This is a genomic window from Amnibacterium kyonggiense, from assembly GCF_004364555.1.
Taxonomy (GTDB): Bacteria; Actinomycetota; Actinomycetes; order Actinomycetales; family Microbacteriaceae; genus Amnibacterium; species Amnibacterium kyonggiense.
Genome location: NZ_SOAM01000002.1, coordinates 643,246 through 669,229 on the forward strand (window position 1 = coordinate 643,246; position 25,984 = coordinate 669,229).

A 25,984-nucleotide genomic window follows, 5' to 3' on the forward strand; every position below is an offset into this window, starting at 1 on the left:
CGGTTCACCCCTACGCAACCGAGGAGCAGACATGAGCATCACCACCGAGCCCACCACCGGGTCGAACACCGAAGCGCTCTCGAAGGCGGGCGTCAGCATCTGGCTCGACGACCTCTCGCGCGAGCGGATCGTGACGAAGAACCTGCAGCAGCTGATCGATGAGAAGAACGTCGTGGGCGTCACGACGAACCCGACGATCTTCGCGTCGGCGCTGGCCAAGGGCGAGACCTACGACGAGCAGGTCCGCGAGCTGAAGGCGAAGGGCGCCGACACGGCGCAGGCGATCTTCGAGATCACGACGAAGGACGTCTCCGACGCCGCCGACGTGTTCCGCGGCGTGTACGACGCCACGCACGGCTACGACGGCCGCGTCTCGATCGAGGTGTCCCCCGAGCTCGCTCACGACACCGAGGCGACCATCGCCGAGGCGAAGCGGCTCTGGAGCACCATCGAGAAGCCGAACGTCATGATCAAGATCCCGGCGACCGTCGAGGGCCTGCCCGCGATCACCGCCGCGATCGCCGCCGGCATCAGCGTCAACGTCACGCTGATCTTCTCGCTCGAGCGCTACAAGGCGGTCATCGCCGCCTACCTCGAGGGGCTGAAGCAGGCGAAGGACGCCGGCATCGACCTGTCCACGATCCACTCGGTCGCCTCGTTCTTCGTGTCCCGCGTGGACACCGAGATCGACAAGCGGCTCGACGCGATCGGCACGGACGATGCGAAGGCGCTCAAGGGCAGGTCGGCCGTCGCGAACGCGCGCCTCGCGTACGAGGTCTTCGTCGACGCGTTCGGCGCCGAGGACGCGATCGAGCTGCAGGAGGCCGGCGCGAACCGCCAGCGCCCGCTGTGGGCCTCGACCGGCGTGAAGGACCCGTCGCTCCCGGACACGTTCTACGTCGTCGACCTCGTCACCCACGGCGTCGTCAACACCATGCCGGAGAAGACGCTCGACGCCGTCGCCGACCACGGCGACGTGCAGGGCGACACCATCGTCGGCAAGTACGACGAGGCCCGCGAGGACCTCGAGAAGCTGAAGGCCGTCGGCGTCGACCTCGACGAGGTCACCGACCTGCTCGAGCGGGAGGGCGTCGACAAGTTCATCGTCTCCTGGCACGAGCTGACGGACACCGTCGCGAAGGCGCTCGAGTCCGCCTGACGACCACTGCAGACCGGCCGGCGCCTTCGGGCGCCGGCCGTCTCCATGAGAAGGAGGAGCCGGTGAACTCGCCGCTCGTGAGCCCCGGCTCGAACCCGTTGCGCGTCCCGACGGACCGGCGGCTGAACCGCATCGCCGGCCCGTCGGCGCTCGTGATCTTCGGCATCACCGGGGACCTGGCGCGCAAGAAGCTGATGCCCGCCGTCTACGACCTCGCGAACCGCGGGCTGCTCCCGCCGGGGTTCGCGCTCGTCGGCTTCGCCCGCCGCGACTGGACGGACGAGCAGTTCGTCGAGGTCGTCCGCGAGTCGGTGCGCGCGTCCGCGCGCACCCCGTTCCGCGAGGACGTGTGGGCGCAGCTCGCGCGCGGCATCCGGTTCGTGCAGGGCACGTTCGACGACGCCGCCGGGTACGACCGGCTGCGGGAGACCCTCGACCGGCTCGAGGCCGAGCGGGGCACTCTCGGCAACGCCGCGTTCTACCTGTCGATCCCGCCGAAGGACTTCCCGCAGGTCACCGAGCACCTGTCCGCCGCCGGGCTGTCCTCCACCGACGCCGCGAAGCAGCGTGACGGCCAGTGGCGCCGGGTCGTCATCGAGAAGCCGTTCGGCTCCGACCTGCAGACCGCCCGCGAGCTGAACGCGGTCGTCGAGCGCGTCTTCCCGGCCGACGCGGTGTTCCGCATCGACCACTACCTCGGCAAGGAGACCGTCCAGAACATCCTGGCGCTCCGGTTCGCGAACATGCTCTTCGAGCCGATCTGGAACGCGAACTTCGTCGACCACGTGCAGATCACGATGGCCGAGGACATCGGCGTGAGCGGCCGCGCCGGCTACTACGACGGCATCGGCGCCGCGCGCGACGTCATCCAGAACCACCTCCTGCAGCTCCTCGCGCTGACCGCGATGGAGGAGCCCGTGTCCTTCGACGCGAAGGACCTCCGCGCGGAGAAGGAGAAGGTGCTGTCCGCCGTCCGGCTGCCGGACCTCGCCCTCGCGACGGCTCGCGGCCAGTACTCCTCCGGCTGGCAGGGCGGCGAGCGCGTCGTCGGCTTCCTCGAGGAGGACGGGATGAACCCCGCCTCCACGACCGAGACCTACGCCGCGCTGAAGCTCGACATCGGCACGCGGCGCTGGGCGGGAGCGCCGTTCTACCTGCGCGCCGGCAAGCGGCTCGGGCGCCGCGTCACCGAGATCGCGGTGGTGTTCAAGCGGGCCCCGCACCAGCTCTTCGCGGAGAGCCAGACGTCGCTGCTCGGTCAGAACGCGCTCGTCATCCGGGTGCAGCCCGACGAGGGCGTCACCATCCGCTTCGGCTCCAAGGTGCCGGGCGCCGGCATGCAGGTGCGCGACGTCACCATGGACTTCGGGTACGGGCACGCCTTCACCGAGGCGAGCCCGGAGGCCTACGAGCGCCTCATCCTCGACGTGCTCCTCGGCGACCCGCCGCTGTTCCCACGCCACGAGGAGGTCGAGCTGTCCTGGATGATCCTCGACCCCGTCGAGCGGTTCTGGGAGGGCGCCGGCCAGCCGGAGCAGTACCGTCCCGGGACCTGGGGTCCCTCGTCCGCCGATGCGCTGCTGGCCCGTGACGGCCGGATCTGGAGGCGTCCGTGATCGTCGATCTGCCGGAGACCACCGTCGCGAAGGTGAGCCGCGCGCTCGTCACGCTGCGGGAGGAGGGCGGCGCCGTCGCCCTCGGACGGGTGCTCACCCTCGTGATCAGCACCGTGAGCGGCGCGGCCGAGGAGGCGGTCCAGGCCGCGAACGACGCCTCGCGCGAGCACCCGATGCGGGTGATCGTCGTCGTCCACGAGCCCGGCGGGCTCGAGGCCGAGCCTCGGCTCGACGCGCAGATCCGCGTCGGCGGGGACGCCGGTGCGAGCGAGGTCGTGCTGCTCCACGTGTGGGGTCCCGCCGGTGCGGACGAGGAGGGCCTCGTGACCGGCCTCCTGCTGCCCGACGCGCCCGTCGTCGCATGGTGGCCGGGGCGCGAGGTGCCCGACGTCGTCGCCGAGTCGCCGCTCGGCCGGATCGCGCAGCGGCGCATCACCGACGCGTCGGCGCAGGCCGACCCGCAGCGGGCGATCGACCACCTCGCCGCCACGTACCGGCCCGGCGACAGCGACTTCGCGTGGACGCGCCTGACCCTCTGGCGCGCCGTGCTCGCCGCCGCGCTCGACCAGCCCCCCTACGAGGCCGTCGAGGCCGTCGAGGTGTCCGGCGCGGCCGACTCCCCCTCCACCGAGCTGCTGGCCGCGTGGCTGCGCTCCGCCCTCGACGTGCCCGTCACCGTGGTGCTCTCCGACCGGTCCACCGGCTCGAGCGGCATCCACGGCGTCCGGCTGCTGCGGCCGTCCGGCGCGATCGAGCTCGAGCGGAACGTGCCGGACGTCGCGACCCTGTCGCAGCCCGACCAGCCGACGCAGGACGTCTCCCTGCCCAGGCGCAGTCTGCGAGACTGCCTCGCGGAGGAGCTGCGGCGCCTCGACCCGGACGACCTCTTCGGGCAGGTGCTCACGGAGGGACTCGCCGGGCTGGACCGCGGTCTCGCCGCGACCGCGACTGGAGGACTGTGACCAACGAACGCCGAGTGCTCGTCCACCCCGATGTGGAGGGCCTCATCGCCGCCGTCGCGGCCCGCTTCCTCACGAAGCTGACCGATCTCATGGACGAGTACCGCGACGTGAACGTGGTGCTCACCGGCGGCACGGCGGGCGGCCAGGGCGTCCAGCACGCGATCGCCACCTCGCCCATGCGCGGCGCGATCGACTGGAGCCGCGTCCACTTCTGGTGGGGCGACGAGCGCTTCCTCCCCGCCGGTCACGAGGACCGGAACGAGACCCAGGCGCACGAGGCGCTCCTCGACCACATCCCGGTGCCGCCGCAGAACGTCCACCCGTTCCCCGACTCCGACGCCGTGCCGGACATCGAGGAGGCGGCGCGGGTGTACGCCGCCGAGCTCGCGGCGCACGCGGACCCGGCGCTGCGCCTGACGGTGCCGCGCTTCGACATCACGTTCCTCGGCGTCGGCCCCGACGGGCACATCGCGTCGCTCTTCCCGGAGCACGACGTCCGCGTCGACGACGACCGGCTCGTCATCGCCGACCGGAACTCGCCGAAGCCGCCGCCCGAGCGCCTCAGCCTGACACTGCCGGTGATCAACAGCTCGCAGCGCATCTGGATGGTGCTCTCCGGCGCGGAGAAGGCGTCGGCGCTCGGTCTCGCGCTAGCCGGCGCCTCCCCCATCGAGGTCCCGGCCGCCGGCGCGCAGGGCCGCCGCCGCACGGTGTTCTTCGTCGACCAGGAGGCTGCGCAGGACGTGCCGCAGAACCTGATCGCCTCCAGCTACTGACCCGAGCACGACGAAGGCCCGGACCGTTCGGTCCGGGCCTTCGTCGTCAGGTCTGCTGATCAGCTGTCGGCGCTGATCTTCCCGCGACGGATGCGGAGCTGCTTCAGCGCGTCCTCGAGCAGGACGGCCGCCTCCTCGTCGGTGCGGCGCTCTTTCACGTACGCGAGGTGCGTCTTGTAGGGCTCGTTCTTCTGCACCGACGGCGGGTTCGCCTTGTCGCGACCGGCCGGGAGACCGCTCGACGGGGAGTCGATCGTGGCCGGGATCTCGTCCGCCGGCAGGTTCGCCGCGAAGTACCGGACCGTCTCGTTGCCGAGCGCGTCCCAGTAGGAGATCGCCACGCGCTCTGCGTGGTGCCCGTGGTCCTGCTCGCCCATCGGTCCCGCGCCGACGCGGGAGCCGCGGATCGCACTGCCGCCAGAAGCCATGTGTTCTCAGTTCCTTGTCGTCAAGCGCCGTTGAAGCGGGTGATGAGGCCGAGGACGACGATGCACGCGAACCACACCAGGCCGAGCACGACCGTGATGCGGTTGAGGTTCCGCTCCGCCACTCCCGATGCACCGAGGCTCGAGGTGACGCCGCCGCCGAACATGTCCGACAGCCCGCCTCCGCGACCCTTGTGCAGCAGGATCAGCAGCGTGAGCAGGATGCTCGTGATCGCCAGGACCACGAGCAGGACGGCCTGCAGGATCTGCATCCGGATCTCCTCCTGTCGTCGCAGCCGACTTTCAGCCGCGATGAGTATAACCGCCGGTTCCGCGATGGGCCGGGCGGCGGGGTGTCCCGCCTGTCGCGTCAGGTGCCGACGTGGTCCGGGAAGCGCGCGATGGCCGCGAACTCCGTCGGGTCGAGGCTCGCGCCGCCGACGAGCGCGCCGTCGACGTCCGGCTGCCGCAGGAAGCCCGCGATGTTGCCGCTCTTCACGGAGCCGCCGTAGAGGATCCGCGTCGCGGCCGCGTCGTCGGCCGACAGCGCCTCGGCGACGGCGGCGCGGATGGCCGCGCCGACCTCCTGCGCCGTCTCCGGCGTCGCGACCTTGCCGGTGCCGATCGCCCAGACCGGCTCGTACGCCACGACGACGGGTGTGCCGACCGGGACGCCAGCCAGTGCGGCCTTCGTCTGCGCGACCGGGACGGCGCTGGTGCCGTGCTCCTCGAGCTCCGCCTCCGTCTCGCCGACGCAGATCACGGGCACGAGCCCGTGCTTCACCGCGGCGAGCACCTTCGCGTTGACGACCTCGTCCGTCTCGCCGTGCAGCTGACGCCGCTCGGAGTGGCCGACGATCACGTAGGTGCAGCTGAGCGCCTTGAGGAACGCGCCGGAGATGTCGCCCGTGTAGGCGCCGGAGTCGTGCGGGGACAGGTCCTGCGCCCCGAACGCGAGCGTGAACCGCTCCGCGTCGATGAGCGTCTGCACGCTGCGCAGGTCGGTGAACGGCGGGAAGACCGCGACCTCGACGGACGTGCCGTCGAACTTCGCGTCCTTCAGCGTCCACGCCAGCTTCTGCACGAGGGCGATGCTCTGGAGATGATCCATGTTCATCTTCCAGTTGCCCGCGATCAGTGGTCGTCGCGCGTCGATCCTGGTCATGCGTCCGCCTCCCAGCCGAGCACCTCGAGGCCCGGCAGCCGCTTGCCCTCGAGGAACTCGAGGCTGGCCCCGCCGCCGGTCGAGATGTGCCCGAACCGGTCGTCCGCGAACCCGAGTGTCCGGACCGCCGCGGCCGAGTCACCGCCGCCCACGACGGACAGCCCCTCGACCTCGGTCAGCGCCTGCGCCACGCGCTTCGTGCCGTCCGCGAAGGCCGGGAACTCGAACACGCCCATCGGGCCGTTCCAGAACACGGTCCGCGACGCCGCGATCGCCGTCGCGAACGCCGCCGCCGTGTCCGGACCGATGTCGAGCCCGATGCCGTCGGCGCCGAAGGAGGACGACTCGATCGCGTCCGCCGGCACGGTCTCGTGGTCCGCGTCCGGCGCGAACGCCGCCGCGACGACCACGTCGGTCGGGACGAGCAGGGTCACCCCGAGCTCGTCCGCGCGCCGCAGGTACTCCTGCACGGTCGGGATCTGGTCCTGCTCGAGCAGGCTCTTCCCGACCGCGTGGCCCTGCGCGGCGAGGAACGTGAAGAGCATGCCGCCGCCGATGAGGAGCGAGTCCACGCGGGGCAGCAGGTGGTCGATGACGCCGAGCTTGTCGCTGACCTTCGAGCCGCCGAGGACGACCGCATAGGGCTTCTCCGGGCGCTCCGTCAGGCGCTCGAGCACGGAGAGCTCGTTCGCGATGAGGAGGCCGGCCGCGCTCGGCAGCACCTGCGCGAGCTCGAAGACGCTCGCCTGCTTGCGATGCACGACGCCGAAGCCGTCGGACACGAACGCCGAGCCGTGCTGCGCGAGCGCCTCCGCGAAGGCGCGCCGCTCCCCCGCGTCCTTGCTCGTCTCACGCGGGTCGAATCGGAGGTTCTCCAGCACGGTCACCGCGCCGGTGCCGGGCGCCGCGTCCGCGGGGCTGCCGGGGACGAAGGTCGCCTCGCGATCGAGCAGCTCGCCGAGGCGCTGCGCCACCGGCGCGAGGCTGTACTTCGGGTTCGGCTCGCCGTCCGGGCGGCCGAGGTGGGAGATCACCGTCACCGAGGCGCTCGCGTCGAGCAGGCGGGTGAGGGTCGGGAGGCTCGCGCGCACGCGGCCGTCGTCCGTGATCGCGCCGTCCTTCAGGGGGACGTTGAGATCGCAGCGGACGACGACCCGCGTGCCGGCGAGGTCCCCGAAGGAATCGAGGGTGCGCAGCGACATGGGGCCCAGAGGAATCCGGTTACAGCCGGGCGGCCACGTAGTCGGTCAGGTCGACGAGGCGGCTGGAGTAGCCCCACTCGTTGTCGTACCAGCTCGAGAGCTTGACCTGGTTGCCGATCACCCGGGTGAGCTCCGCGTCGAAGAGCGACGAGTGCGGGTCGCCGACGACGTCCGCGGACACGATCGGGTCCTCGACGTACTTGAGGACGCCCTTGAGCGGGCCCTCGGCGGCCTCCTTGTAGACGGCCTTGATCTCGTCGACGGTCGCGGACTTCGTCGCGGTGACGGTGAGGTCCGTGATCGAACCGACGGGCACCGGCACGCGGAGGGCGAAGCCGTCGAGCTTGCCCTTCAGCTCCGGCAGCACGAGGCCGATGGCCTTCGCGGCGCCGGTCGAGGTGGGGATGATCGAGAGCGCGGCGGCGCGGGCGCGACGGAGGTCGCTGTGCGGGCCGTCCTGCAGGTTCTGGTCGGCGGTGTACGCGTGCACCGTCGTCATCAGGCCGTTCTCGATGCCGAAGGCGTCGTTGAAGACCTTGGCGAGCGGCGCGAGGCAATTCGTGGTGCACGACGCGTTCGACAGGATGTGCATCGTGTCGGGGTCGTAGGTGCCCTCGTTGACGCCCATGACGAAGGTGCCGTCCTCACCCGACGCGGGGGCGGAGATGATGACCTTCTTGGCGCCGGCCTGGATGTGCTTGCGGGCGTCGTCCGCCTTCGTGAAGCGGCCGGTCGACTCGATGACGATGTCGACGCCGAGGTCGCCCCAGCCGAGCTGGGCCGGGTCGCGCTGCTCGAGGACCTGGACCGGCTTGCCGTCGACGACGATGCGGTCGCCGTCGAGCTCGACGGACTCCTTGAGGATGCCCGCGGTCGAGTCGTACTTGAGCAGGTGCGCGAGGGCCTTGTTGTCGGTCAGGTCGTTGACCGCGACGATCTCGATGTCGCTGCCCTTGGCCAGCGCGGCCCTGAAGTAGTTGCGACCGATCCGGCCGAAGCCGTTGATGCCGACGCGAGTCGTCACTGTTCCTCCGTGATCAGGCACGCCCGAAGGGCGCGCGAGGGGGTGCGGGGGCCCGCCGCCAGGTCGGCGGCGGGCGCCGCGCTCACGGTACCAGGAGGCCCGAGGTCTGCTTCTGGGCCGTGGTGAAGCGCTGCTCCACGTTCGCCCAGTTCACGATGTTCCAGAACGCCTTCACGTAGTCGGCGCGCACGTTCGCGTAGTCGAGGTAGTAGGCGTGCTCCCACACGTCGAGCAGGAGCAGGGGCACCGTGCCCACCGGGAAGTCCTGCTGCTGGTCGTGGAACTGCACGATGATCGGCCGCTGCCCGATCGAGTCGTAGACGAGCGCCGCCCAGCCGGAGCCCTGCACGCCCATCGCAGCGGCGGTGAAGTGCGCCTGGAACTTCTCGAACCCGCCGAACAGGTCGTCGATCGCGGACGCGATCTCGCCGGTCGGCCGGTCGCCGCCGTCCGGCGACATGTTCGTCCAGAAGACGGAGTGGTTGACGTGGCCCGCGAGGTTGAACGCGAGGTCCTTCGTCAGCTTGTTGACGTTCGCGAGGTTCCCGCTCTCGCGCGCCTCGGCCAGCTGGTCCAGCGCCGTGTTCGCGCCGGTCACGTACGCCTGGTGGTGCTTGCCGTGGTGCAGCTCCATGATCCGGGCGCTGATGCTCGGTTCGAGGGCCGCGTAGTCGTACGGCAGCTCGGGCAGGGTGTAGACGGGCATGATGCCTCCTCCTTGACGTTCGCTCAGGAGCCTATGACCGGCGGTCGCAGGCCCGCTGGGACTTCCACGAGGAGGAACCGGAGGCGGCCCGGAGCATTCCCGGACGCTCGGGAGGACGTCAGTCCGCGATCTCCGCGGGGACGGCTGCCTCGGTGTTCGGGATGCCCTCCTCGGCGGCGCGCTTGTCGGCGAGCGCGAGCAGGCGGCGGATGCGGCCGGCGACGGCGTCCTTCGTCATGGGCGGGTCGGCGTGGTGCCCGAGCTCGTCGAGGCTCGCGTCGCGGTGGTCGAGCCGCAGCTGACCGGCGTAGCGGAGGTGCTCCGGGATGGTCGGGCCGAGGATCTCGAGCGCGCGCTCCACCCGGGCGCAGGCGGCGACCGCGGCCTGCGCGCTGCGGCGGAGGTTCGCGTCATCGAAGTTGACGAGGCGGTTGGTGTTCGCCCGCACCTCGCGGCGCTGGCGGAGCTCCTCCCAGTTCCGCACGCTGCGACGGGCGCCCATGTGGCCGAGCATCTCGCTGATCGCCTCGCCGTCGCGGATCACGACGCGGTGCACGCCGCGGACCTCCCGCGCCTTGGCCTGCACCTGCAGGCGGCCGGCGGCCCCGACGAGCGCCATCGCGGTCTCGTTGCCCGGGCAGGTCACCTCGAGCGCGGCGGAGCGACCCGGATCGGTGAGCGAGCCGTGCGCGAGGAAGGCCCCGCGCCACACGGCCTCGATCTCGTCCGGCGAGCCGGTCGTGAGCCGGTTCGGCAGACCCCGGATCGGCCGACGCCGCGCGTCGAGCAGGCCCGTCTGCCGGGCGAGCGTCTCACCGCCGTCCACGACCCGCACGAGGTAGTGGTTGTTGCGCCGCACCCCGGACGCCGAGAGGACGGTCATCTCGCTGCGGACGCCGTAGAGCTCGCTCAGGTCGCGCCGAACCCGGCGTGCGAGCTGCGGGGTGTCGAGCTCCGACTCCACCGCGATCCGCCCCGAGATGAGGTGGAGTCCGCCGGAGAACCGGAGGATCGTCGCCAGTTCCGCTGCCCGGACGGACGTCTTCCCGACGTCGACCTGGGTCAGCTCGTCCTTCACCTCAGCGGTCAGTGCCAATGCTCGCGACTCCCCGTCTCTCCCCCGGCGTCACCCCAGCTGCGCTGCTGCTTCCCTGCCCGGCGCCGGATGGGTGACGGCGTTCGGACCAGTGTCGCACCCGTTGCGCCTCGGCGCCTATTCAGCGGACGCTCAGCGGAATCTGCTGCTGGAAGGGCCTCACTCGCGACCGAGGTCGCGGTGCTTCACGTTCACGACGACGCCCGGCTGAGCGCCGATCAGCCCCGCGATGCGCTCGACGACGGCCACGGAGCGGTGCTTCCCGCCGGTGCAGCCGATCGCGATCGTGGCGTGGCTCTTGTTCTCCCGCTGGTAGCCGGCCAGGACCGGACGGAGCGCCTCCGCGTACCGCTCGACGAACTCGAGCGCGCCCGGCTGCCGCAGGACGTAGTCCCGCACGTCCGCGTCCTTGCCCGTATGCGCACGCAGCTCCGGCACCCAGAACGGGTTCGGGAGGAAGCGGGCGTCGGCGACCATGTCGGCGTCCGTCGGGACGCCGTACTTGAACCCGAAGCTCGTGATGGTCACCCGCACGCCCGGGGCGTCGTCGTCCGCGAACAGCTCGTTGATCGCGTTCGCGAGCTGATGGATGTTCAGCTCGGAGGTGTCGATGATGATGTCGCTCTGCTCGCGCACGGCGGCGGTCATCGCGCGCTCCGCGGTGATGCCGTCGAGGATCGTGCCGCTGCCCTGCAGCGGGTGCGGACGGCGGACCGCCTCGAACCGGCGCACGAGCGCGGCGTCGTTCGCCTCGAGGAACAGCAGGCGGACCTGCGGCCCGTCGACCGCGCCGGCGTCCTTCAGCTCCGAGAGGAGCTGGCCGCCGCGCACGTCGACGACGACCGCGATGCGGGCCAGCCGGTCGTCCGAGTGCCCGGCGAGGTCGAGCAGCGGTCGCAGCATCTGCGGCGGGAGGTTGTCGACGACGTACCAGCCGAGGTCCTCGAGGGCGTTGCTCACCGTCGATCGACCGGCACCGGCCATGCCGGTGACGACGAGCACGGAGCGGGCCGTGGGTTCGGCGGCCGGCGCGGGTGCCTCGGACGTGGCGTCCGTCATGACGAGGGGTTCCTCCGTGCGTTCGAGCGGCGTTCGAGCACCAGCCTATCCGGCGGCCCGGCCGGGGAGCGCCGCGGTCACCGACTCCGCCGGGGCGTCCTCCGCCTCCTGCGTACCAGGATCCTGCTCCCCCTCGTGCAGCCGCTCGACGACCGCGGCCGCGAGCACCGGCCCGAATCCCGGCACGTCCGCCACGTCCTCCGCGGTCGCCGCGCGCAGGCGGGCGACCGAGCCGAAGTGACGGAGCAGCTGCTTCACCCGCGCCTCCCCCAGTCCCGGAACGGTTGCCAGCTGGGAGCCGATGTCCCGCTTGCGCCGCGTGCGCTGGTGGGTGATGGCGAACCGGTGGGCCTCGTCGCGCAGGCGCTGCACGAGGAAGAGCGCGTCGCTGTTGCGCGGGAGGATCACCGGGAAGTCGCTGTCGGGCTGCCAGAGCTCCTCGAGCCGCTTCGCGATGCCGGCGAGCGCCACGCCGGTGACCCCGGCGTCGTCGAGCGCGCGCTTGGCCGCCGCGACCTGCGGCTGCCCGCCGTCGACGAGCAGCAGGTTCGGCCGGTACGCGAACCGTGTCGCGCCCTGCTCCGACGGCGCGGGCTCCTCGTCGTCGAGGTGCGCGACCCGGCGACTCAGCACCTGGTAGATCGAGTCCGTGTCGTCCGTCGTCGACGCGACGTTGAACCGCCGGTACTGGTCCTTGCGCGGCAGACCGTCCTCGAAGACCACCATCGACGCGACGACGTTCGTGCCGGACAGGTGCGAGACGTCGAAGCACTCGATGCGCAGCGGCGCCTCGTCGAGTCCGAGCGCCTCCTGCAGGTCCGAGATCGCCTGCGACCGCGCGGTGAAGTCCGCGCTGCGCCGCGTCTTGTAGAGCATCAGCGCCTGGGCGGCGTTCCGCGCGGCGGTCTCGGCGAGCTGTGCCTTCTCGCCGCGCTCGGCGACGTGGATGCGCGTGCGGCCGCTCCCCCGCAGGCCCTCGTTCTCCCGGCCGACCGCGCGGCGCTGGGACAGCCAGGTGGCGAGCTCGTCCGCGTCGTCGGGTAGCTCGGGCACGAGCACCTCGCGCGGCGGGTACACGTCCTCGTCGTAGGCGTTCCGGAGCACGGTCTCGACCAGCTCGCCGAGCGGGAGGTCGAGCTCCTTGTCGACGACCCAGCTGCGGGTGCCCCGGATGCGGCCGCCCCGCACGATGAACTGCTGCACCGCCGCGGCGAGCTCGTCGTCGGCGATGCCGAAGACGTCCGTGTCGACGTCGTCGCGCAGCACCACCGCCGTCTTCGACAGCGCCGCGTCCATCGCGCCGATGGCGTCGCGGAGCCGGGCCGCCTCCTCGAAGTTCAGCGCGGCCGAGGCCTCCTGCATGCGCCGGGTCAGGTCGCCGCGGAAGCGCTGGTCCCCGCCGCCCATGAAGGACGCGAGGTCGCCGGCGAGGTCGCGGTGCGCCTCCTTCGGGATGCGCCCGACGCACGGCGCCGCGCACTTGCCGATGTCGCCGAGCAGGCACGGCCGGCCGGTCTGCTCGGCGCGCTTGTACGTCGTCTCGGAGCAGCTGCGCACCGGGAAGACCTTGAGCATCAGGTCGAGCGTCTCCCGGATCGCCCACACCTTCGTGTACGGCCCGAAGTACCTCGCACCCTTCAGCTTCCGGTTCCGCGTGATGAGCACGCGGGGCACCTCGTCGCCCATCGTGATCGCGAGGTACGGGTAGGACTTGTCGTCGCGGAACTGGACGTTGAACGGCGGCGAGAACTCCTTGATCCAGCTGTACTCGAGCTGCAGCGCCTCGAACTCCGTGCCGACGACGGTCCACTCGACGCTCGCCGCCGTGAGGACCATCCGCCGCGTGCGGTCGTGCAGGGCGCGGAGCGGCTGGAAGTAGTTCGAGAGCCGGGCGCGGAGGTTCTTCGCCTTGCCGACGTAGAGCACGCGGCCGCGCGGGTCGCGGAAGCGGTACACGCCCGGCGAGACGGGGATCTCCCCCGTCCTCGGCCGCCAGGAGACGGTCTCGGCCATCAGGCCCGCGTCCCGGTCAAGCGCTGACGGCCAGCGCCGGCTGCGGCAGCAGCTCGGCGAGGAAGCGACCGGTGTGACTGGCCGGGGTCTCCGCGACGCGCTCGGGGGTCCCTTCGACGATCACGGTGCCTCCGCCGGCGCCGCCCTCCGGGCCCATGTCGACGATCCAGTCCGCCGACTTGATCACGTCGAGGTTGTGCTCGATCACGACCACGGTGTTCCCCTTGTCGACGAGGCCGTTCAGCACCTGCAGCAGCTTGTGCACGTCCTCGAAGTGGAGACCGGTCGTCGGCTCGTCGAGCACGTAGACGCTGCGCCCGTTGGTGCGGCGCTGCAGCTCGGTCGCGAGCTTCACGCGCTGCGCCTCTCCGCCGGAGAGCGTCGTCGCGCTCTGCCCGAGCCGGACGTAGCCGAGGCCCACGTCGACCAGCGTCTTCAGGAACCGGTGGATCGCGGTGATCGGCTCGAAGAACTCGGCCGCCTCGGCGATCGGCATGTCGAGCACCTCGGCGATGTTCTTGCCCTTGTAGTGCACCTGGAGGGTGTCCCGGTTGTAGCGGGCGCCGTGGCAGACCTCGCACTGCACGTACACGTCGGGCAGGAAGTTCATCTCGATCTTGATCGTGCCGTCGCCCTGGCAGTGCTCGCAGCGGCCGCCCTTGACGTTGAAGCTGAACCGGCCGGGCAGGTAGCCGCGCGCCTTCGCCTCCACCGTCTCGCTGAACAGCGTGCGGATGCGGTCGAAGACGCCGGTGTAGGTCGCCGGGTTGGACCGGGGCGTGCGGCCGATCGGCGCCTGGTCCACGTGCACGACCTTGTCGAGGTCCTCGGTGCCGGTCACCCGCTTGTGCCTGCCCGGCACCTTGCGCGCCCCGTTCAACCGGTTGGCGAGCACGCGGTACAGGATGTCGTTGACGAGCGAGCTCTTGCCCGAGCCGCTGACGCCGGTGACGGCCGTCATGACGCCGAGCGGGAAGTCGACCGTGACGTCCTTGAGGTTGTTCGCGGACGCGCCGACGACCTGGATGCGCCGCCGCCGGTCGACGGGCCGGCGCTCCTGCGGGACCTCGATCGACCGCCGCCCCGCGAGGTAGTCGCCGGTGATGGACGCCCGCTCCTCGAGCAGCGCCTCGTAGCCGCCGGAGTGCACGACCGATCCGCCGTTGACACCGGCGCCCGGCCCGATGTCGACGATCCAGTCCGCGGTGCGGATCGTGTCCTCGTCGTGCTCGACGACGATCAGGGTGTTGCCCAGGTCGCGCAGCTTCACGAGCGTGTCGATGAGCCGCCGGTTGTCCCGCTGGTGCAGGCCGATCGAGGGCTCGTCGAGCACGTAGAGCACGCCGGTGAGCCCAGAGCCGATCTGCGTCGCCAGTCGGATGCGCTGGGCCTCGCCGCCGGAGAGGGTGCCCGCGCCACGGGACAGGCTGAGGTAGGTGAGGCCGACCTCGAGCAAGAACTCGAGCCGCGCCTTGATCTCGCGCAGCACCTGGGCGGCGATGCGGGCCTCGCGGTCCGACAGCACGACCGTGTCCATGAACACCGCGGCGTCGGCGATGGACAGCTCGGCGACGTCGGCGATGCTGCGCCCGTCGACGAGGACCGCGAGCACCTCCGGCTTCAGCCGCTTGCCGTGGCAGACCGCGCACGGGACCTCGCGGAGGTACTCGGCCCACCGCGACCGCTGCACGTCGGTCTCCGCCTGCAGCCAGTTGCGCTCGAGGTACGGGATCACGCCCTCGAAGCCCTGCGTGTAGGACATCTCGCGCCCGTAGCGGTTCTTCCACTTGACGCGGACCTCGAAGTTGTTGCCGTTCAGGACGGCGTCGCGCACGTCGTCCGGCAGCGCCTCCCACGGGCTGTCCAGCGAGAAGCCGAGGTCGCGCGCCAGGCCGCCGAGCATCCGCTCGTAGTAGTTGTAGAGCTGCTTGCCCTGGTTGCTCCACGGCACGATCACGCCCTCGCGGATCGACAGCGCGGGGTCGCCGAGCAGCAGGTCCGCGTCGACGGCCATCCGCGTGCCGAGGCCGGAGCACTCCGGGCACGCGCCGAACGGGGCGTTGAACGAGAACGTCCGCGGCTCGATCTCGGTGAGCTGGATCGGGTGGTTGTTCGGGCAGGACAGCTTCTCGGAGAACGTCTGCCACGCCGCGTCGCCCTCGAGGTCGACGTAGTTCACCTGCACGAGGCCGTCGGTGAGGCCGAGCGCGGTCTCGAGCGAGTCCGTGAGCCGGGTCAGGCCGTCGGGGCTCGCGACGAGGCGGTCGACGACGACCGCGATGTCGTGCTTGTACGACTTCTTCAGCGGCCTCGCGTCGGCGAGCTGCACGGTCTCGCCGTCGACGACGGCGCGGCTGTACCCCTTCGCCTGCAGCTCCTTGAAGAGGTCGACGAACTCGCCCTTCTTCTGCTGCACGACGGGGCTGACGACCTGGAACCGCGTGCCCTCCTCGAGCTCCATCAGGCGGTCGGCGATCTGCTGCACCGTCTGGCTCTCGATCCGCTCGTGGCAGATCGGGCAGTGGGGCACGCCGATGCGCGCCCAGAGCAGGCGCATGTAGTCCCAGACCTCGGTGATCGTGCCGACGGTCGAGCGCGGGTTGCGGTTCGTCGACTTCTGGTCGATCGACACCGCCGGCGAGAGGCCCTCGATGAAGTCGACGTCGGGGCGGTCGACCTGCCCGAGGAACTGGCGCGCGTAGGCGGACAGCGATTCGACGTAGCGGCGCTGCCCCTCCGCGAAGATCGTGTCGAACGCCAGCGAGGATTTCCCGCTGCCGGACAGGCCCGTGAACACCACGAGCGAGTCCCTCGGGATCTCCACGTCGACGTCGCGGAGGTTGTGGACGCGGGCCCCCTTGACACTGAGCTTGGCGTTGCCAGCGACTCTCGAGATCGGCACCGCAGAAGCTTACGAACCCCCTCGGACATCCCCGTGCGCGTTCGCCGAGCGCGCGCTCAGGTGCCGGTCGCCCCCGCGGCGACGAGCGCCGCGCGCAGCCGGTCGCGCTCGGCGACGAGCTCGCCGCAGACCGCGACGAACCGCTCCGCCGACCGGTCGGGCCAGTACGGCGAGAGGTAGTAGGCGACGAGCTCCTCGAGCACCGCGCGGCCGCCCTCGTCCGCGAGCTCGGCGGCGAGGACCGCCGGCGCGTCCGCGGCCTCGTCGGGCACGAGCCGGCGCACGCGGGCGAGCATGCCGGAGTCGGCGCTCACCGAGGCGCCGCCGGCCGGCGCGGTCACGACGAGCGGACGCAGCGACGGCATCCACGCGGTGGCGACCGCGGAGACGTCGCAGACCAGCACGTCGGCGCGGGCGAAGCTCGCCTCGAGGGGCTCGTCGGTCGCCGCGAGGACCCGGTGGTCCTGGCCGGCCTGCTCCACGGCGGTGCGGATCGCCGCGTTCGCGCCCGCGTAGTCGCCGGAGGTGACGCCGGTGAGCGGGTGCGGCCGGTACAGCACGCGGTAGCGGCCGTCCGCGAGCAGCGCCTCCACGAGCCGCGGGCCGTGCGTGAGGACGGAGCTGTAGGCGACGGAGGGCTGCGCGCCCTCCCACGTCGGCGCGTAGAGGACCGTCGTCCGGCCGCCCGGGGACGGTGCCGCCTGCGGCGGGGCGGAGAGCGTGGTCGGCTGCCCGACGACGATGCAGCGGCGCTCGGCGTCGAAGCGCATCAGGCGGGCGACGATCCGGTCGACGGCGGCCTGCCCCGGCGCGAGCACGGCGTCGTAGGCCTTCAGCTGGTTCGACGCCGAGACGCCCTTGTCGCTGTCCCCGTGCCCGATGTAGGCGTGGAGCAGCGAGGCGAACCGCAGGCACTCGAAGTTCGCCGAGGCGTGGCCGACGTAGAGCGCGAGCGCGACGTCGCTGCGGCCGATGACGCCGTCGAGCGCGCCGTAGCGCGCGAAGGTCACCACCTGCACCGTCGTGCGCTCGCGGATCGCCTCCGCGACCCGGGAGTCCTGGCAGACGACGGCCACGCCGAGGGCGGCGTCGACCGCCTCGAGCGTCGGCAGCCACGGCAGCAGCTGGTACAGCTGGTCGGGCGGACCGGGGAAGAAGACGATGACGCGGGCGTCGAGCCGCCGGTCGGCGTAGGCGGCGTCGTCGCCGAGGCGGTCGATCATCGACTGCGGGAAGAACCGCGATCGGCGCACCGCCAGGATCGCCCGGCTCTGGGCGCGGCGCCGCAGGCCGTGGAGGGTCGGTCGCATCGGGCCGAGTGTATCGACGGGCGGGCGTTGCCCGCCGTCCCGCTGCCTAAGCTTGCGGGGATGGCTGGAGCACCCGACCGCGACGAGGTGGACGGCGACGCCTGGACCGTCGTGCAGGACGTGATCGGGCCGCTGGACGGCGGCGTCGACGGCGATGCGCTCTATGCGACCGGTGCCCGCTTCGGCGCGCCCGTCCCCACGGGGTCCGGCGTGCGCGCCCGCCTGCTCGTCCCCGCCGGCGGCACCGCGTCCTTCGGCGCGTACTTCAACGCCTTCCCGGCCGCGGTGTGGCGGAGCGCCACCGCCGCCACCGCCGTGCGCCTCCGGCTCCGGCTGAGCGGGCCGGCCGCGGTGACGCTCCTGCGCTCGGACGCGCGGGGCGCGACGGCGCTCCGCGAGGAGCACGCGGTCGGCGACGACGGGCTGCTCGCGGTGACGACGCCGCTCGGCGGCGCGACGGGCGGGTTCGTGTGGTTCGAGATCGCGGCCGCCGAGGAGGTCGAGGTCCTCGAGGGCTCGTGGGCCGTCGATGCCGTGCCGCTGCGCGGCGGCCGCGCGGTGCTCGGCATGCCGACGATGGACCGCGGCCCCTTCGTCGCCGCGAACCTCCGGCGGCTCGCCTCCGCCCCCGAGCTCCTCCGCCGCGTCCGGCGGATCGTGGTCGTCGACCAGGGCGGCTCCCCCGTCGCCGACGACCCGGCGGTCGCCGCGGCCGCAGACGACCTCGGTGACGTCGTTCGCCTCCTCCGGCAGGCGAACCTCGGGGGCTCCGGCGGGTACTCGCGGATCCTGCAGGAGGCGCTCGCCGAGCAGGGCGCCGACGTCGCGGTGTTCCTCGACGACGACATCCAGATCGAGCCCGCGTCGCTGCTGCGGTCCATCGCTTTCGGGCGGCTCACGGGCCGGCCGACGATCGTCGGCGGGCAGATGCTCGACCTCGGCGAGCCCGGCACGGTCCAGGCCGCGGCGGAGCGGGTGGTGCGGAGCACCTTCTGGTGGGCCGCCGCCGACGAGCGCACCTCGACCCACGACCACGTCGCGACCCCGCTGCCGTCCGCACCGTGGGTGCACGAGCGCCGCGACGCCGACTACAACGGCTGGTGGATGTGCCAGTTCCCGCTCGAGACCGTGCGGCGGATCGGCCTCGTGCTGCCGCTGTTCCTGAAGTGGGACGACGCCGAGTACAGCCTCCGCGCCGCGGGGATCGGCGTGCCGACCGTGAGCCTCCCCGGCGCGGCGGTGTGGCACGTGGCGTTCCGGACGAAGGACGACTCGATCGAGTGGCAGGCGTTCTTCCACGCCCGCAACCGCGTCGTCGTGGCGATGCTGCACGGCGGCCGGGCGGCGGCGGTCGCCGGGTACAGCCTCGCGCTCGACGTGAAGCAGCTGCTGGCGAAGCAGTACCCGGCCGCGCGGCTGCGGCACGCGGGCATCCGCGCCGCGCTCGACGGACCGGACGCGCTGGAGCGGCGGGACGACCTGGCCCGCGCCCGGGCGATCGCGGCGGCCGAGCCGGCTCTGCCGCGCCTCCCCCGCGAGGCGTGCGACGGCGTCCGCGCGGTGCGCCCTCGGCTCCGGGCGCCGAGTGGCGCCGACCTGGGGACGTGGGCCGCTCGGACCGCACTGCAGCAGCTGCTCCGCGGAGCGTCGGGCCCGATCGTGCGCGTGCCCCGCGCGGACTGGTGGGTGCTCGCCCGCTTCGGGCGTGTGCTCGCGCCGACCGCGGACGGCGAGGCACTGCTGCGCTTCGACACGGATCGGCGCGCGCTGGCCGCCGGTCTGCTCGAGTCCTTCGCGCTGCACCTCCGGCTGGTGCTGCAGTGGGACCGGACCGCCGCCGCCTACCGGCGCGCGGCGGTCGACCTCGCGTCGCCGGAGGCCTGGCGCCGCCGCTTCACCGCCTGAGCGCCCACGGGCCGGCCGATCGCGGTGGTCACACCAGGTGGCCCGCCTTCGACATCTGGCGGAGCTCGCCCTTCAGCTCGGAGAGCTCGTCGCGGAGGCGGCCGGCGAGCTCGAACTTCAGCTCGCTCGCGGCCTGGAGCATCTGCGTGTTGAGGTCGGCGATGATCGCCTCCAGCTCCGCCGCGCCGTTGGCGGCGAGGCCCTCGCGGCGGAGGTTCGGCACCGGCGTCTTTTTGCCGCCCTTGCTGTTCGACAGCATCTGGGCGGTGTCCGCCGCCTCGCGGGCGAGCTGGTCCGTGATGTCCGCGATCTTCTTCCGGAGCGGCTGCGGGTCGATCCCGTGGTCGAGGTTGTACTGGACCTGCTTCTCGCGGCGGCGGTTCGTCTCGTCGATCGCGCGGGCCATCGAGTCGGTGATCGTGTCCGCGTACATGTGGACCTCGCCCGACACGTTGCGGGCGGCGCGGCCGATCGTCTGGATCAGTGACGTCGACGAGCGGAGGAAGCCCTCCTTGTCGGCGTCGAGGATCGCGACGAGCGACACCTCCGGCAGGTCGAGGCCCTCGCGCAGCAGGTTGATGCCGATCAGCACGTCGTAGACGCCCTGGCGCAGCTCGGTCAGCAGCTCGACGCGGCGGAGGGTGTCGACGTCCGCGTGCAGGTAGCGGACGCGGACGCCGGCCTCGCCGAGGAAGTCCGTGAGGTCCTCCGCGCTCTTCTTCGTCAGCGTGGTGACGAGCACGCGCTCGTTCTTCTCCGCGCGCTTGCGGATCTCCTCGAGCAGGTCGTCGACGCGCCCCTTCGAGGGCTTGATGACGATCTCCGGGTCGACGAGGCCGGTCGGGCGGATGATCTGCTCCACGACGCCGTCGGCCATGCCGAGCTCGTAGCGGCCCGGGGTCGCGGAGAGGTACACGGTCTGGCCGACCCGGTCGGAGAACTCCTCCCACGTCAGCGGCCGGTTGTCGAGCGCGGACGGCAGGCGGAAGCCGTGCTCCACGAGCACGCGCTTGCGGGACGCGTCGCCCTCGTACATCGCGCCGATCTGCGGGACGGTCACGTGCGACTCGTCGATGACGGTCAGGAAGTCGTCCGGGAAGTAGTCGAGCAGGCAGTGCGGCGCCTCGCCGGGCTGGCGGCCGTCGATGTGGCGCGAGTAGTTCTCGATCCCGTTGCAGAACCCGATCTGCTCCATCATCTCGAGGTCGAAGCCGGTGCGCATGCGGAGGCGCTGCTCCTCGAGCAGCTTGCTCTCGCGCTTCAGCACGCCGAGCCGGTCGTCGAGCTCCTCGCGGATCGTCCCCATGGCGCGCTGCATCGTCGCCGGGCTCGCGGCGTAGTGCGTCGCGGGGAAGATCGAGACCGCGTCGAGCTTCGCCAGCACCTCGCCGGTGAGGGGGTGGAGGGAGTACAGCGCCTCGACCTCGTCCCCGAACATCTCGACGCGGACCGCGTGCTCCTCGTACACCGGGATGATCTCGATCGTGTCGCCGCGCACGCGGAACCGACCGCGGGAGAAGTCGAAGTCGTTCCGCTGGTACTGCATGCCGATGAAGCCGCGGATGAGCGCGTCGCGGCTGATCCGCTGGCCCACCTGCAGCGCGACCATCGCCTCCAGGTACTCCTCCGCCGCGCCGAGGCCGTAGATGCAGGACACGGTCGACACGACGACGACGTCACGGCGGCTGAGCAGCGAGTTCGTGGTCGAGTGCCGGAGGCGCTCGACCTCCGCGTTGATCGACGAGTCCTTCTCGATGAAGGTGTCCGTCTGCGGGACGTACGCCTCGGGCTGGTAGTAGTCGTAGTACGAGACGAAGTACTCGACCGCGTTGTTCGGGAGCAGCTCGCGGAACTCGTTCGCGAGCTGCGCGGCGAGGGTCTTGTTGTGCGCGAGGACCAGCGTCGGGCGCTGCACCTGCTCGATGAGCCACGCGGTGGTCGCGGACTTGCCGGTGCCCGTCGCGCCGAGCAGCACGATGTCCGGCTCACCGGCCTTGACCCGGCGCGCGAGGTCGGCGATGGCCGTGGGCTGGTCGCCGCTCGGGGTGTACTCGCTGATCACCTCGAAGGGGCGGACGGCACGCGTGGGTCGCATGCCATAACGCTACGTCCGGGGTCCGACAGCGCGGCGCGCTTACGCTGCAGGCGTGCAGACGGGGAGGACGCCGCCCCGCCCGGGTCGCGAGGGCGCCGGTCCCGTCGCCGCCGTGGCGTTCAGCGCCTCCTCCGTCCAGGCCGGCGCCGCGTTCGGCGCGACCCTCTTCCCGCTGATCGGCCCGTTCGGCGTGACGGGCATGCGCCAGCTCGTGTCCGCGGTCGCGCTGCTGGCGATCGCCCGGCCGCCGCTGCTGCGACTGGGGCTCCGGCGGCTGCTGCCCGCCGTGCTGCTCGGGGTCGTGCTCGTCGGGATGAACTTCACGCTCTACTCGGCCGTGCAGCGCATCGGCCTCGGGCTCGGCGTCACCGTCGAGTTCCTCGGTCCCCTCGGGGTCGCGCTGCTCGGCGCCCGCGGCGGCGGGGCGCGGGCGGCCGCCGCGCGGGCCGGGTGCGGTGCGCTCGCGCTGATCGGCGTCGTGCTCATCACCGATCCGCTGACGGGCGCGCGGGTGGACGTGATCGGACTCGCGTTCGGCGCCGCCGCCGCGATCCTCTGGGCGGCCTACATCCTGCTCAGCGAGCGGGCGGGCGCCCTGCCCGGCGTCACCGGCACGGCCGTCGCCGGGCTCACGGGCACCGTGCTGACCCTGCCGGTGCTCGTGCTCCTCCTGCTCGCGGTGCCGCGGGAGGCCCTGCCGCACGTCCTGCTGATCGGCGCGATCACCGGGGTGCTGTCGAGCGCCCTGCCGTACTCGATCGACCTGATCGTGCTCCGGCGGATGCCGCGATCGCTGTTCGGGATGCTGCAGAGCCTGCACCCCGTCGCCGCAGCCGTGTTCGGCCTGGTCGTCCTGCACCAGCTGCTCGGCCCGGTCCAGGTCGGCGGGATCGCCGCGGTCTGCGCCGCGAACGTGCTGGCGGTGCTCGTCGCCCGCCGCGCGCGCTGAGCGCTCAGGGGCGCAGGCGGGACCAGAGGGCGTCGGTCTGCGCCAGCGTCCGCTCGAGCGAGCCGCTCGTGTCGACGAGGTCCGTGGCGAGGGCGCGGCGGTCCTCGTCGGAGAGCTGCGCGGCGACGCGCGCGCGGGCGTCCTCCTCCGTCATGCCCCGCAGCCCGACCAGCCGCTCGATCCGCACGTCGGCCGGCGCGTCCGCGACCACGATGCGGTCGAACTCGCCCACGCCGCGGGCGTCGATGAGCGGCACGTCGTAGACGACGACCGCGCCCCGGTCCCGCTTGAAGGCGGCGTCGAAGGCGGCGTGCGAGCGGTGCAGGACGGCCGGGTGGACGATGCCGTTCAGGACGTGGCGGCGCTGCGGGTCGCTGAAGACGATCCGGCCGAGCGCCGCCCGGTCGAGGGAGCCGTCCTCGCGGAGGACCGCGTCGCCGAAGGCGTCCTGGATCGCCCGGAGCGCAGGCTCGCCCGGTTCCACGACCTCCCTGGCCAGGGCGTCCGCGTCGACGACGGCGGCGCCGAGCTCGGCGAGGCGGGCGGCGATCGTGGACTTGCCGGACGCGATGCCGCCGGTGAGCGCGATCAGGGGCACGGTTCGAGCGTAGGGGTCCGGCCTCGTCGACGGCGACCGTGGGCGAGGCCGAGCACCCGGACGCCCCATCCTGCGGGACCCGCGCGACAGGCCGGGCCTTCCGCGTGGGATGCTTTCTACGGCTCGTAGTCGCTCGTGACCGCACGCGTGCGAGAGCAGTCCTCGGGAGGTCGCATGGAGTCGCTCGGTGAGCTCGAGCGCACGGCGCTGGAGCAGCTCTGGGACGCCGCCGCGCCGCTGACCCCGGGCGAGCTGCGCGACCGGCTCGCGACCGGCGATCAGCGCGGCCTCGCGCTGACGACGGTGATGACCGTGCTCAGCCGGCTCGAGAAGAAGGGCTTCGTCGCCCGCGACCGCACCGTCCGGCCGGCGACGTACGCCCCGGTCTCCGCCCGCGAGGAGTACGTCGCCGAGCTGATGCACGACGCGCTCGGCGCCGCGGGCGACCGCACCGAGGCGTTGGCCCGCTTCGTCGGCCGCGCCAGCGCCGACGAGACCGCGGCGCTGCGGCGCCTCCTCGGACTCGGTTGACCCGAACCCGCCGATGATCCTCGCGGCGTCGCTGCTCGCCGTCCTGGCGGTGCTGCTCGCCTGGCCGGTGCCGCTCGCGGTCGCGCGGAGCACCTGGCCCGACCGGGCGCCCGGCACCGCCCTGCTGCTCTGGCAGGCGATCGCGCTGGCCGGCGTCCTGTCCCTGCTCGGATCGCTGCTCGTCGCGGGCCTCGCGCCGTACGGGCCGCACCCGATCGCGGCCCTGCGGGTGCTCACGTCCGACGTCGGGCACGGCGAGATCCCACCGGCGACCTCCTACGCCTCCGCGCTGGCGCTGGCCGCCGCGGTGCTGCTCGGCGTGCACCTCGTCCTCAACCTCGTGGCGACGGTGATCCGGACGGAGCGGCAGCGCGCGCGCCACCGCAGCCTGCTGCTCATGCTGAGCGCGCCGATGCCGGAGGCGCCGCGGACGAGGCTGCTCGACGCGACCGCGCCGATCGCCTACTGCCTGCCGGGCACCGCGAGGAGCCTGACCGTGCTCTCGGCGGGGCTGCTCGACCTGCTCACGGAGCAGGAGGTGCTCGGCGTCGTCGAGCACGAGCGGGCGCACCTCCGCCAGCATCACGCGCTCGTGCTCGTGGCGTTCCGGGCCTGGCGCATCGCGCTGCCGTGGTTCCCGGTCGCGCGGCGCGCGCAGCACGCGGTGGGCCTGCTCACCGAGATGCTGGCCGACGACCAGGCGCGCCGGTCGGTGCCCGACCCGGTCCTGGCCCGCGCGATCGTGGTGACGTCCGGCGGCACGGGCGGCGAGCCCGTCGAGGACGGGCCGGCGTCGGATCCGGTCTCCGTGGAGCGCCGCGTCCGGCGGCTCGTCTCCCCCGCGCCGATCCCTGCGGGTGTCCGGATCGCGGTTCCGGTCGCGGCGCTGGCGCTGGTGGTCGTCCCCCCGCTGCTGCTCGCGCTCCCGGCCTTCGCCGGCTGAGCCGCAGCACCTCGGCGCGAACGAGGCGGATCGCGCTGGAACGCCGGAAGGCGGGCCCTCCGTGAGGAGGACCCGCCTTCCGGGTGCGATCGGACGATCAGCGGCTGGCGAGCCGCTCGCGGAGCGCGGCGAGCGCCTCGTCGTCGGCCAGCACGCCGCCGGAGGACGACTCGCTCGAGAAGGTGTTCTCCGCAGCGGCGGTCGCCTCGTCGGCGAGCTGCTTCTGGATCTGCGCCTTGTGCGCCTCCCAGCGGGCCTGCGCCGCGGCGTACTCCTGCTCCCACTTGTCGCGCTGCTCCTCGAAGCCCTCGCGCCACTCGTTGGTCTCCGGGTCGAAGCCCTCGGGGTACTTGTAGTTCCCCTGCTCGTCGTACTCGGTGAGCATGCCGTAGAGCGCCGGGTCGAACTCGGTGCCCTCGGGGTCCACGTCCTCGTTCGCCTGCTTCAGCGAGAGCGAGATGCGGCGACGCTCGAGGTCGATGTCGATGATCTTGACGAAGACCTCCTCGTTGACCGACACGACCTGCTCCGCGAGCTCGACGTGGCGGCTGGACAGCTCGGAGATGTGGACGAGGCCCTCGATGCCGTCCGCGACGCGGACGAACGCGCCGAACGGCACGAGCTTCGTGACCTTGCCCGGCGCGACCTGACCGATCGCGTGGGTGCGGGCGAAGACCTGCCACGGGTCCTCCTGCGTCGCCTTCAGCGACAGGGAGACGCGCTCGCGCTCGAGGTCGACCTCGAGCACCTCGACGGTGACCTCCTGGCCGACCTCGACGACCTCGCTCGCGTGCTCGATGTGCTTCCACGAGAGCTCGGAGACGTGCACGAGCCCGTCCACGCCGCCCAGGTCGACGAACGCGCCGAAGTTGACGATCGAGGAGACCGTGCCCTTGCGGACCTGGCCCTTGTGCAGGTTGTTGAGGAACGTGGTGCGGGACTCGGACTGCGTCTGCTCGAGCAGGGCGCGGCGGGAGAGGACCACGTTGTTGCGGTTCTTGTCGAGCTCGAGGATCTTCGCCTCGAGGCTCTGGCCGAGGTACGGCGTGAGGTCGCGGACGCGGCGCAGCTCGATGAGCGAGGCCGGCAGGAAGCCGCGGAGGCCGATGTCGACGATGAGGCCGCCCTTGACGACCTCGATGACGGTGCCGGTGACGACGCCGTCCTCCTCCTTGATGCGCTCGACGTCGCCCCAGGCGCGCTCGTACTGCGCGCGCTTCTTGGAGAGGATCAGGCGGCCTTCCTTGTCCTCCTTCTGGAGGACGAGGGCCTCGACGTTGTCGCCGACGGCGACGACCTCGTTGGGGTCGACGTCGTGCTTGATCGAGAGCTCGCGCGAGGGGATGACGCCCTCGGTCTTGTAGCCGACGTCGAGGAGGACCTCGTCGCGGTCGATCTTCACGACCGTGCCCTCGATGAGGTCGCCGTCGTTGAAGAACTTCAGGGTCTTCTCGACCGCGGCCAGGAAGTCCTCTGCAGAGCCGATGTCGTTGATCGCGACCTGCTTGGGGGCCGATGCGGTCGGTGTGAGAGTCATGGAGTTGATGA

22 protein-coding genes are annotated in these 25,984 nt (G+C 72.1%); 8 read left to right on the forward strand and 14 right to left on the reverse strand.

Annotated features, from left to right (window positions below):
* The first annotated feature begins 31 nt into the window (after positions 1-31).
* From tal to pgl, 4 genes are all read left to right on the forward strand, one after another.
* On the forward strand, positions 32-1,159 hold the full coding sequence (gene tal, locus CLV52_RS11430; RefSeq protein ID WP_133766454.1) for a transaldolase: 1,128 nt from the start codon (positions 32-34) through the stop codon (positions 1,157-1,159).
* Between the two features lie 62 nt (positions 1,160-1,221).
* Positions 1,222-2,775, forward strand: a complete 1,554-nt coding sequence (gene zwf, locus CLV52_RS11435; RefSeq protein ID WP_133766455.1) for a glucose-6-phosphate dehydrogenase — start codon at positions 1,222-1,224, stop codon at positions 2,773-2,775.
* Positions 2,772-3,737 carry a glucose-6-phosphate dehydrogenase assembly protein OpcA gene (locus CLV52_RS11440; RefSeq protein WP_133766456.1) on the forward strand — a complete coding sequence of 322 codons (966 nt, stop codon included), beginning with the start codon at positions 2,772-2,774 and terminating at the stop codon, positions 3,735-3,737. The genes zwf and CLV52_RS11440 overlap by 4 nt, the downstream gene beginning before the upstream one ends.
* Positions 3,734-4,513 (forward strand): 6-phosphogluconolactonase, encoded by a 780-nt coding sequence (gene pgl / locus CLV52_RS11445; protein WP_133766457.1) that lies wholly within the window; start codon positions 3,734-3,736, stop codon positions 4,511-4,513. Before CLV52_RS11440 ends, pgl begins: the two co-directional genes overlap by 4 nt.
* A gap of 59 nt (positions 4,514-4,572) precedes the next feature.
* On the opposite strand, the gene CLV52_RS11450 is transcribed toward pgl, so the two are convergent.
* The 11 genes from CLV52_RS11450 to CLV52_RS11500 form a co-directional block, all read right to left on the reverse strand.
* Positions 4,573-4,941, reverse strand: a complete 369-nt coding sequence (locus CLV52_RS11450) for an RNA polymerase-binding protein RbpA (RefSeq protein WP_133766458.1) — start codon at positions 4,939-4,941, stop codon at positions 4,573-4,575.
* A gap of 20 nt (positions 4,942-4,961) precedes the next feature.
* Positions 4,962-5,210, reverse strand: a complete 249-nt coding sequence (gene secG, locus CLV52_RS11455; protein ID WP_133766459.1) for a preprotein translocase subunit SecG — start codon at positions 5,208-5,210, stop codon at positions 4,962-4,964.
* Between the two features lie 98 nt (positions 5,211-5,308).
* Positions 5,309-6,103 (reverse strand): triose-phosphate isomerase, encoded by a 795-nt coding sequence (tpiA, locus tag CLV52_RS11460; RefSeq protein ID WP_133766460.1) that lies wholly within the window; start codon positions 6,101-6,103, stop codon positions 5,309-5,311.
* A complete protein-coding gene (locus tag CLV52_RS11465; RefSeq protein WP_133766461.1) occupies positions 6,100-7,305 on the reverse strand; it encodes a phosphoglycerate kinase in 1,206 nt (401 codons plus the stop codon). Before CLV52_RS11465 ends, tpiA begins: the two co-directional genes overlap by 4 nt.
* Before the next feature lie 19 nt (positions 7,306-7,324).
* The gene (gene gap, locus CLV52_RS11470; protein ID WP_133766462.1) at positions 7,325-8,329 is read right to left on the reverse strand and encodes a type I glyceraldehyde-3-phosphate dehydrogenase; all 1,005 of its coding nucleotides are present in this window, start codon (positions 8,327-8,329) and stop codon (positions 7,325-7,327) included.
* Positions 8,330-8,411: 82 nt separating this feature from the next.
* Positions 8,412-9,035, reverse strand: coding sequence for a superoxide dismutase (locus CLV52_RS11475; RefSeq protein ID WP_133766463.1), 624 nt, complete (start codon positions 9,033-9,035; stop codon positions 8,412-8,414).
* A 118-nt stretch (positions 9,036-9,153) separates the two neighbouring features.
* On the reverse strand, positions 9,154-10,131 hold the full coding sequence (gene whiA / locus CLV52_RS11480) for a DNA-binding protein WhiA (RefSeq protein ID WP_133766464.1): 978 nt from the start codon (positions 10,129-10,131) through the stop codon (positions 9,154-9,156).
* 159 nt (positions 10,132-10,290) lie between these two features.
* Entirely contained in the window at positions 10,291-11,190 is a 900-nt protein-coding gene (gene rapZ / locus CLV52_RS11485; RefSeq protein ID WP_133766465.1) for an RNase adapter RapZ, read from the reverse strand.
* 45 nt (positions 11,191-11,235) lie between these two features.
* Positions 11,236-13,203, reverse strand: coding sequence for an excinuclease ABC subunit UvrC (gene uvrC / locus CLV52_RS11490; RefSeq protein WP_133766466.1), 1,968 nt, complete (start codon positions 13,201-13,203; stop codon positions 11,236-11,238).
* Positions 13,204-13,219: 16 nt separating this feature from the next.
* Entirely contained in the window at positions 13,220-16,105 is a 2,886-nt protein-coding gene (uvrA, locus tag CLV52_RS11495; RefSeq protein ID WP_133766467.1) for an excinuclease ABC subunit UvrA, read from the reverse strand.
* Positions 16,106-16,161: 56 nt separating this feature from the next.
* On the reverse strand, positions 16,162-17,415 hold the full coding sequence (locus tag CLV52_RS11500) for a CDP-glycerol glycerophosphotransferase family protein (RefSeq protein ID WP_133766468.1): 1,254 nt from the start codon (positions 17,413-17,415) through the stop codon (positions 16,162-16,164).
* A gap of 60 nt (positions 17,416-17,475) precedes the next feature.
* Here CLV52_RS11500 and CLV52_RS11505 point away from each other — a divergent pair, with 60 nt between their 5' ends.
* On the forward strand, positions 17,476-19,320 hold the full coding sequence (locus CLV52_RS11505) for a glycosyltransferase (protein ID WP_133766469.1): 1,845 nt from the start codon (positions 17,476-17,478) through the stop codon (positions 19,318-19,320).
* A 28-nt stretch (positions 19,321-19,348) separates the two neighbouring features.
* On the opposite strand, the gene uvrB is transcribed toward CLV52_RS11505, so the two are convergent.
* On the reverse strand, positions 19,349-21,415 hold the full coding sequence (uvrB, locus tag CLV52_RS11510; protein WP_133766470.1) for an excinuclease ABC subunit UvrB: 2,067 nt from the start codon (positions 21,413-21,415) through the stop codon (positions 19,349-19,351).
* A 52-nt stretch (positions 21,416-21,467) separates the two neighbouring features.
* Here uvrB and CLV52_RS11515 point away from each other — a divergent pair, with 52 nt between their 5' ends.
* Entirely contained in the window at positions 21,468-22,364 is an 897-nt protein-coding gene (locus CLV52_RS11515; RefSeq protein WP_133766471.1) for an EamA family transporter, read from the forward strand.
* A gap of 4 nt (positions 22,365-22,368) precedes the next feature.
* Here the strand turns inward: CLV52_RS11515 and coaE are convergent, their stop codons facing one another.
* Entirely contained in the window at positions 22,369-22,962 is a 594-nt protein-coding gene (gene coaE / locus CLV52_RS11520) for a dephospho-CoA kinase (protein ID WP_133766472.1), read from the reverse strand.
* A gap of 174 nt (positions 22,963-23,136) precedes the next feature.
* On the opposite strand from coaE, the gene CLV52_RS11525 reads away from it, so the two are divergent.
* Both CLV52_RS11525 and CLV52_RS11530 read left to right on the forward strand, forming a co-directional pair.
* Positions 23,137-23,493, forward strand: coding sequence for a BlaI/MecI/CopY family transcriptional regulator (locus CLV52_RS11525; RefSeq protein WP_133766473.1), 357 nt, complete (start codon positions 23,137-23,139; stop codon positions 23,491-23,493).
* Between the two features lie 13 nt (positions 23,494-23,506).
* Positions 23,507-24,436, forward strand: coding sequence for a M56 family metallopeptidase (locus CLV52_RS11530; protein ID WP_133766474.1), 930 nt, complete (start codon positions 23,507-23,509; stop codon positions 24,434-24,436).
* Positions 24,437-24,533: 97 nt separating this feature from the next.
* On the opposite strand, the gene rpsA is transcribed toward CLV52_RS11530, so the two are convergent.
* Positions 24,534-25,973 carry a 30S ribosomal protein S1 gene (gene rpsA / locus CLV52_RS11535; RefSeq protein WP_133766475.1) on the reverse strand — a complete coding sequence of 480 codons (1,440 nt, stop codon included), beginning with the start codon at positions 25,971-25,973 and terminating at the stop codon, positions 24,534-24,536.
* Positions 25,974-25,984 lie beyond the last annotated feature (11 nt).

Bases quoted from the DNA above. Each gene is read 5' to 3' on its own strand.
- tal (WP_133766454.1), top strand. From the start codon at position 32: ATGAGCATCACCACCGAGCCCACCACCGGGTCGAACACCGAAGCGCTC.
- CLV52_RS11450 (WP_133766458.1), bottom strand. From the start codon at position 4,941: ATGGCTTCTGGCGGCAGTGCGATCCGCGGCTCCCGCGTCGGCGCGGGA.
- secG (WP_133766459.1), bottom strand. From the start codon at position 5,210: ATGCAGATCCTGCAGGCCGTCCTGCTCGTGGTCCTGGCGATCACGAGC.
- tpiA (WP_133766460.1), bottom strand. From the start codon at position 6,103: ATGACCAGGATCGACGCGCGACGACCACTGATCGCGGGCAACTGGAAG.
- CLV52_RS11465 (WP_133766461.1), bottom strand. From the start codon at position 7,305: ATGTCGCTGCGCACCCTCGATTCCTTCGGGGACCTCGCCGGCACGCGG.
- CLV52_RS11475 (WP_133766463.1), bottom strand. From the start codon at position 9,035: ATGCCCGTCTACACCCTGCCCGAGCTGCCGTACGACTACGCGGCCCTC.
- rapZ (WP_133766465.1), bottom strand. From the start codon at position 11,190: ATGACGGACGCCACGTCCGAGGCACCCGCGCCGGCCGCCGAACCCACG.
- uvrC (WP_133766466.1), bottom strand. From the start codon at position 13,203: ATGGCCGAGACCGTCTCCTGGCGGCCGAGGACGGGGGAGATCCCCGTC.
- CLV52_RS11500 (WP_133766468.1), bottom strand. From the start codon at position 17,415: ATGCGACCGACCCTCCACGGCCTGCGGCGCCGCGCCCAGAGCCGGGCG.
- CLV52_RS11505 (WP_133766469.1), top strand. From the start codon at position 17,476: ATGGCTGGAGCACCCGACCGCGACGAGGTGGACGGCGACGCCTGGACC.
- uvrB (WP_133766470.1), bottom strand. From the start codon at position 21,415: ATGCGACCCACGCGTGCCGTCCGCCCCTTCGAGGTGATCAGCGAGTAC.
- CLV52_RS11525 (WP_133766473.1), top strand. From the start codon at position 23,137: ATGGAGTCGCTCGGTGAGCTCGAGCGCACGGCGCTGGAGCAGCTCTGG.
- CLV52_RS11530 (WP_133766474.1), top strand. From the start codon at position 23,507: ATGATCCTCGCGGCGTCGCTGCTCGCCGTCCTGGCGGTGCTGCTCGCC.
- rpsA (WP_133766475.1), bottom strand. From the start codon at position 25,973: ATGACTCTCACACCGACCGCATCGGCCCCCAAGCAGGTCGCGATCAAC.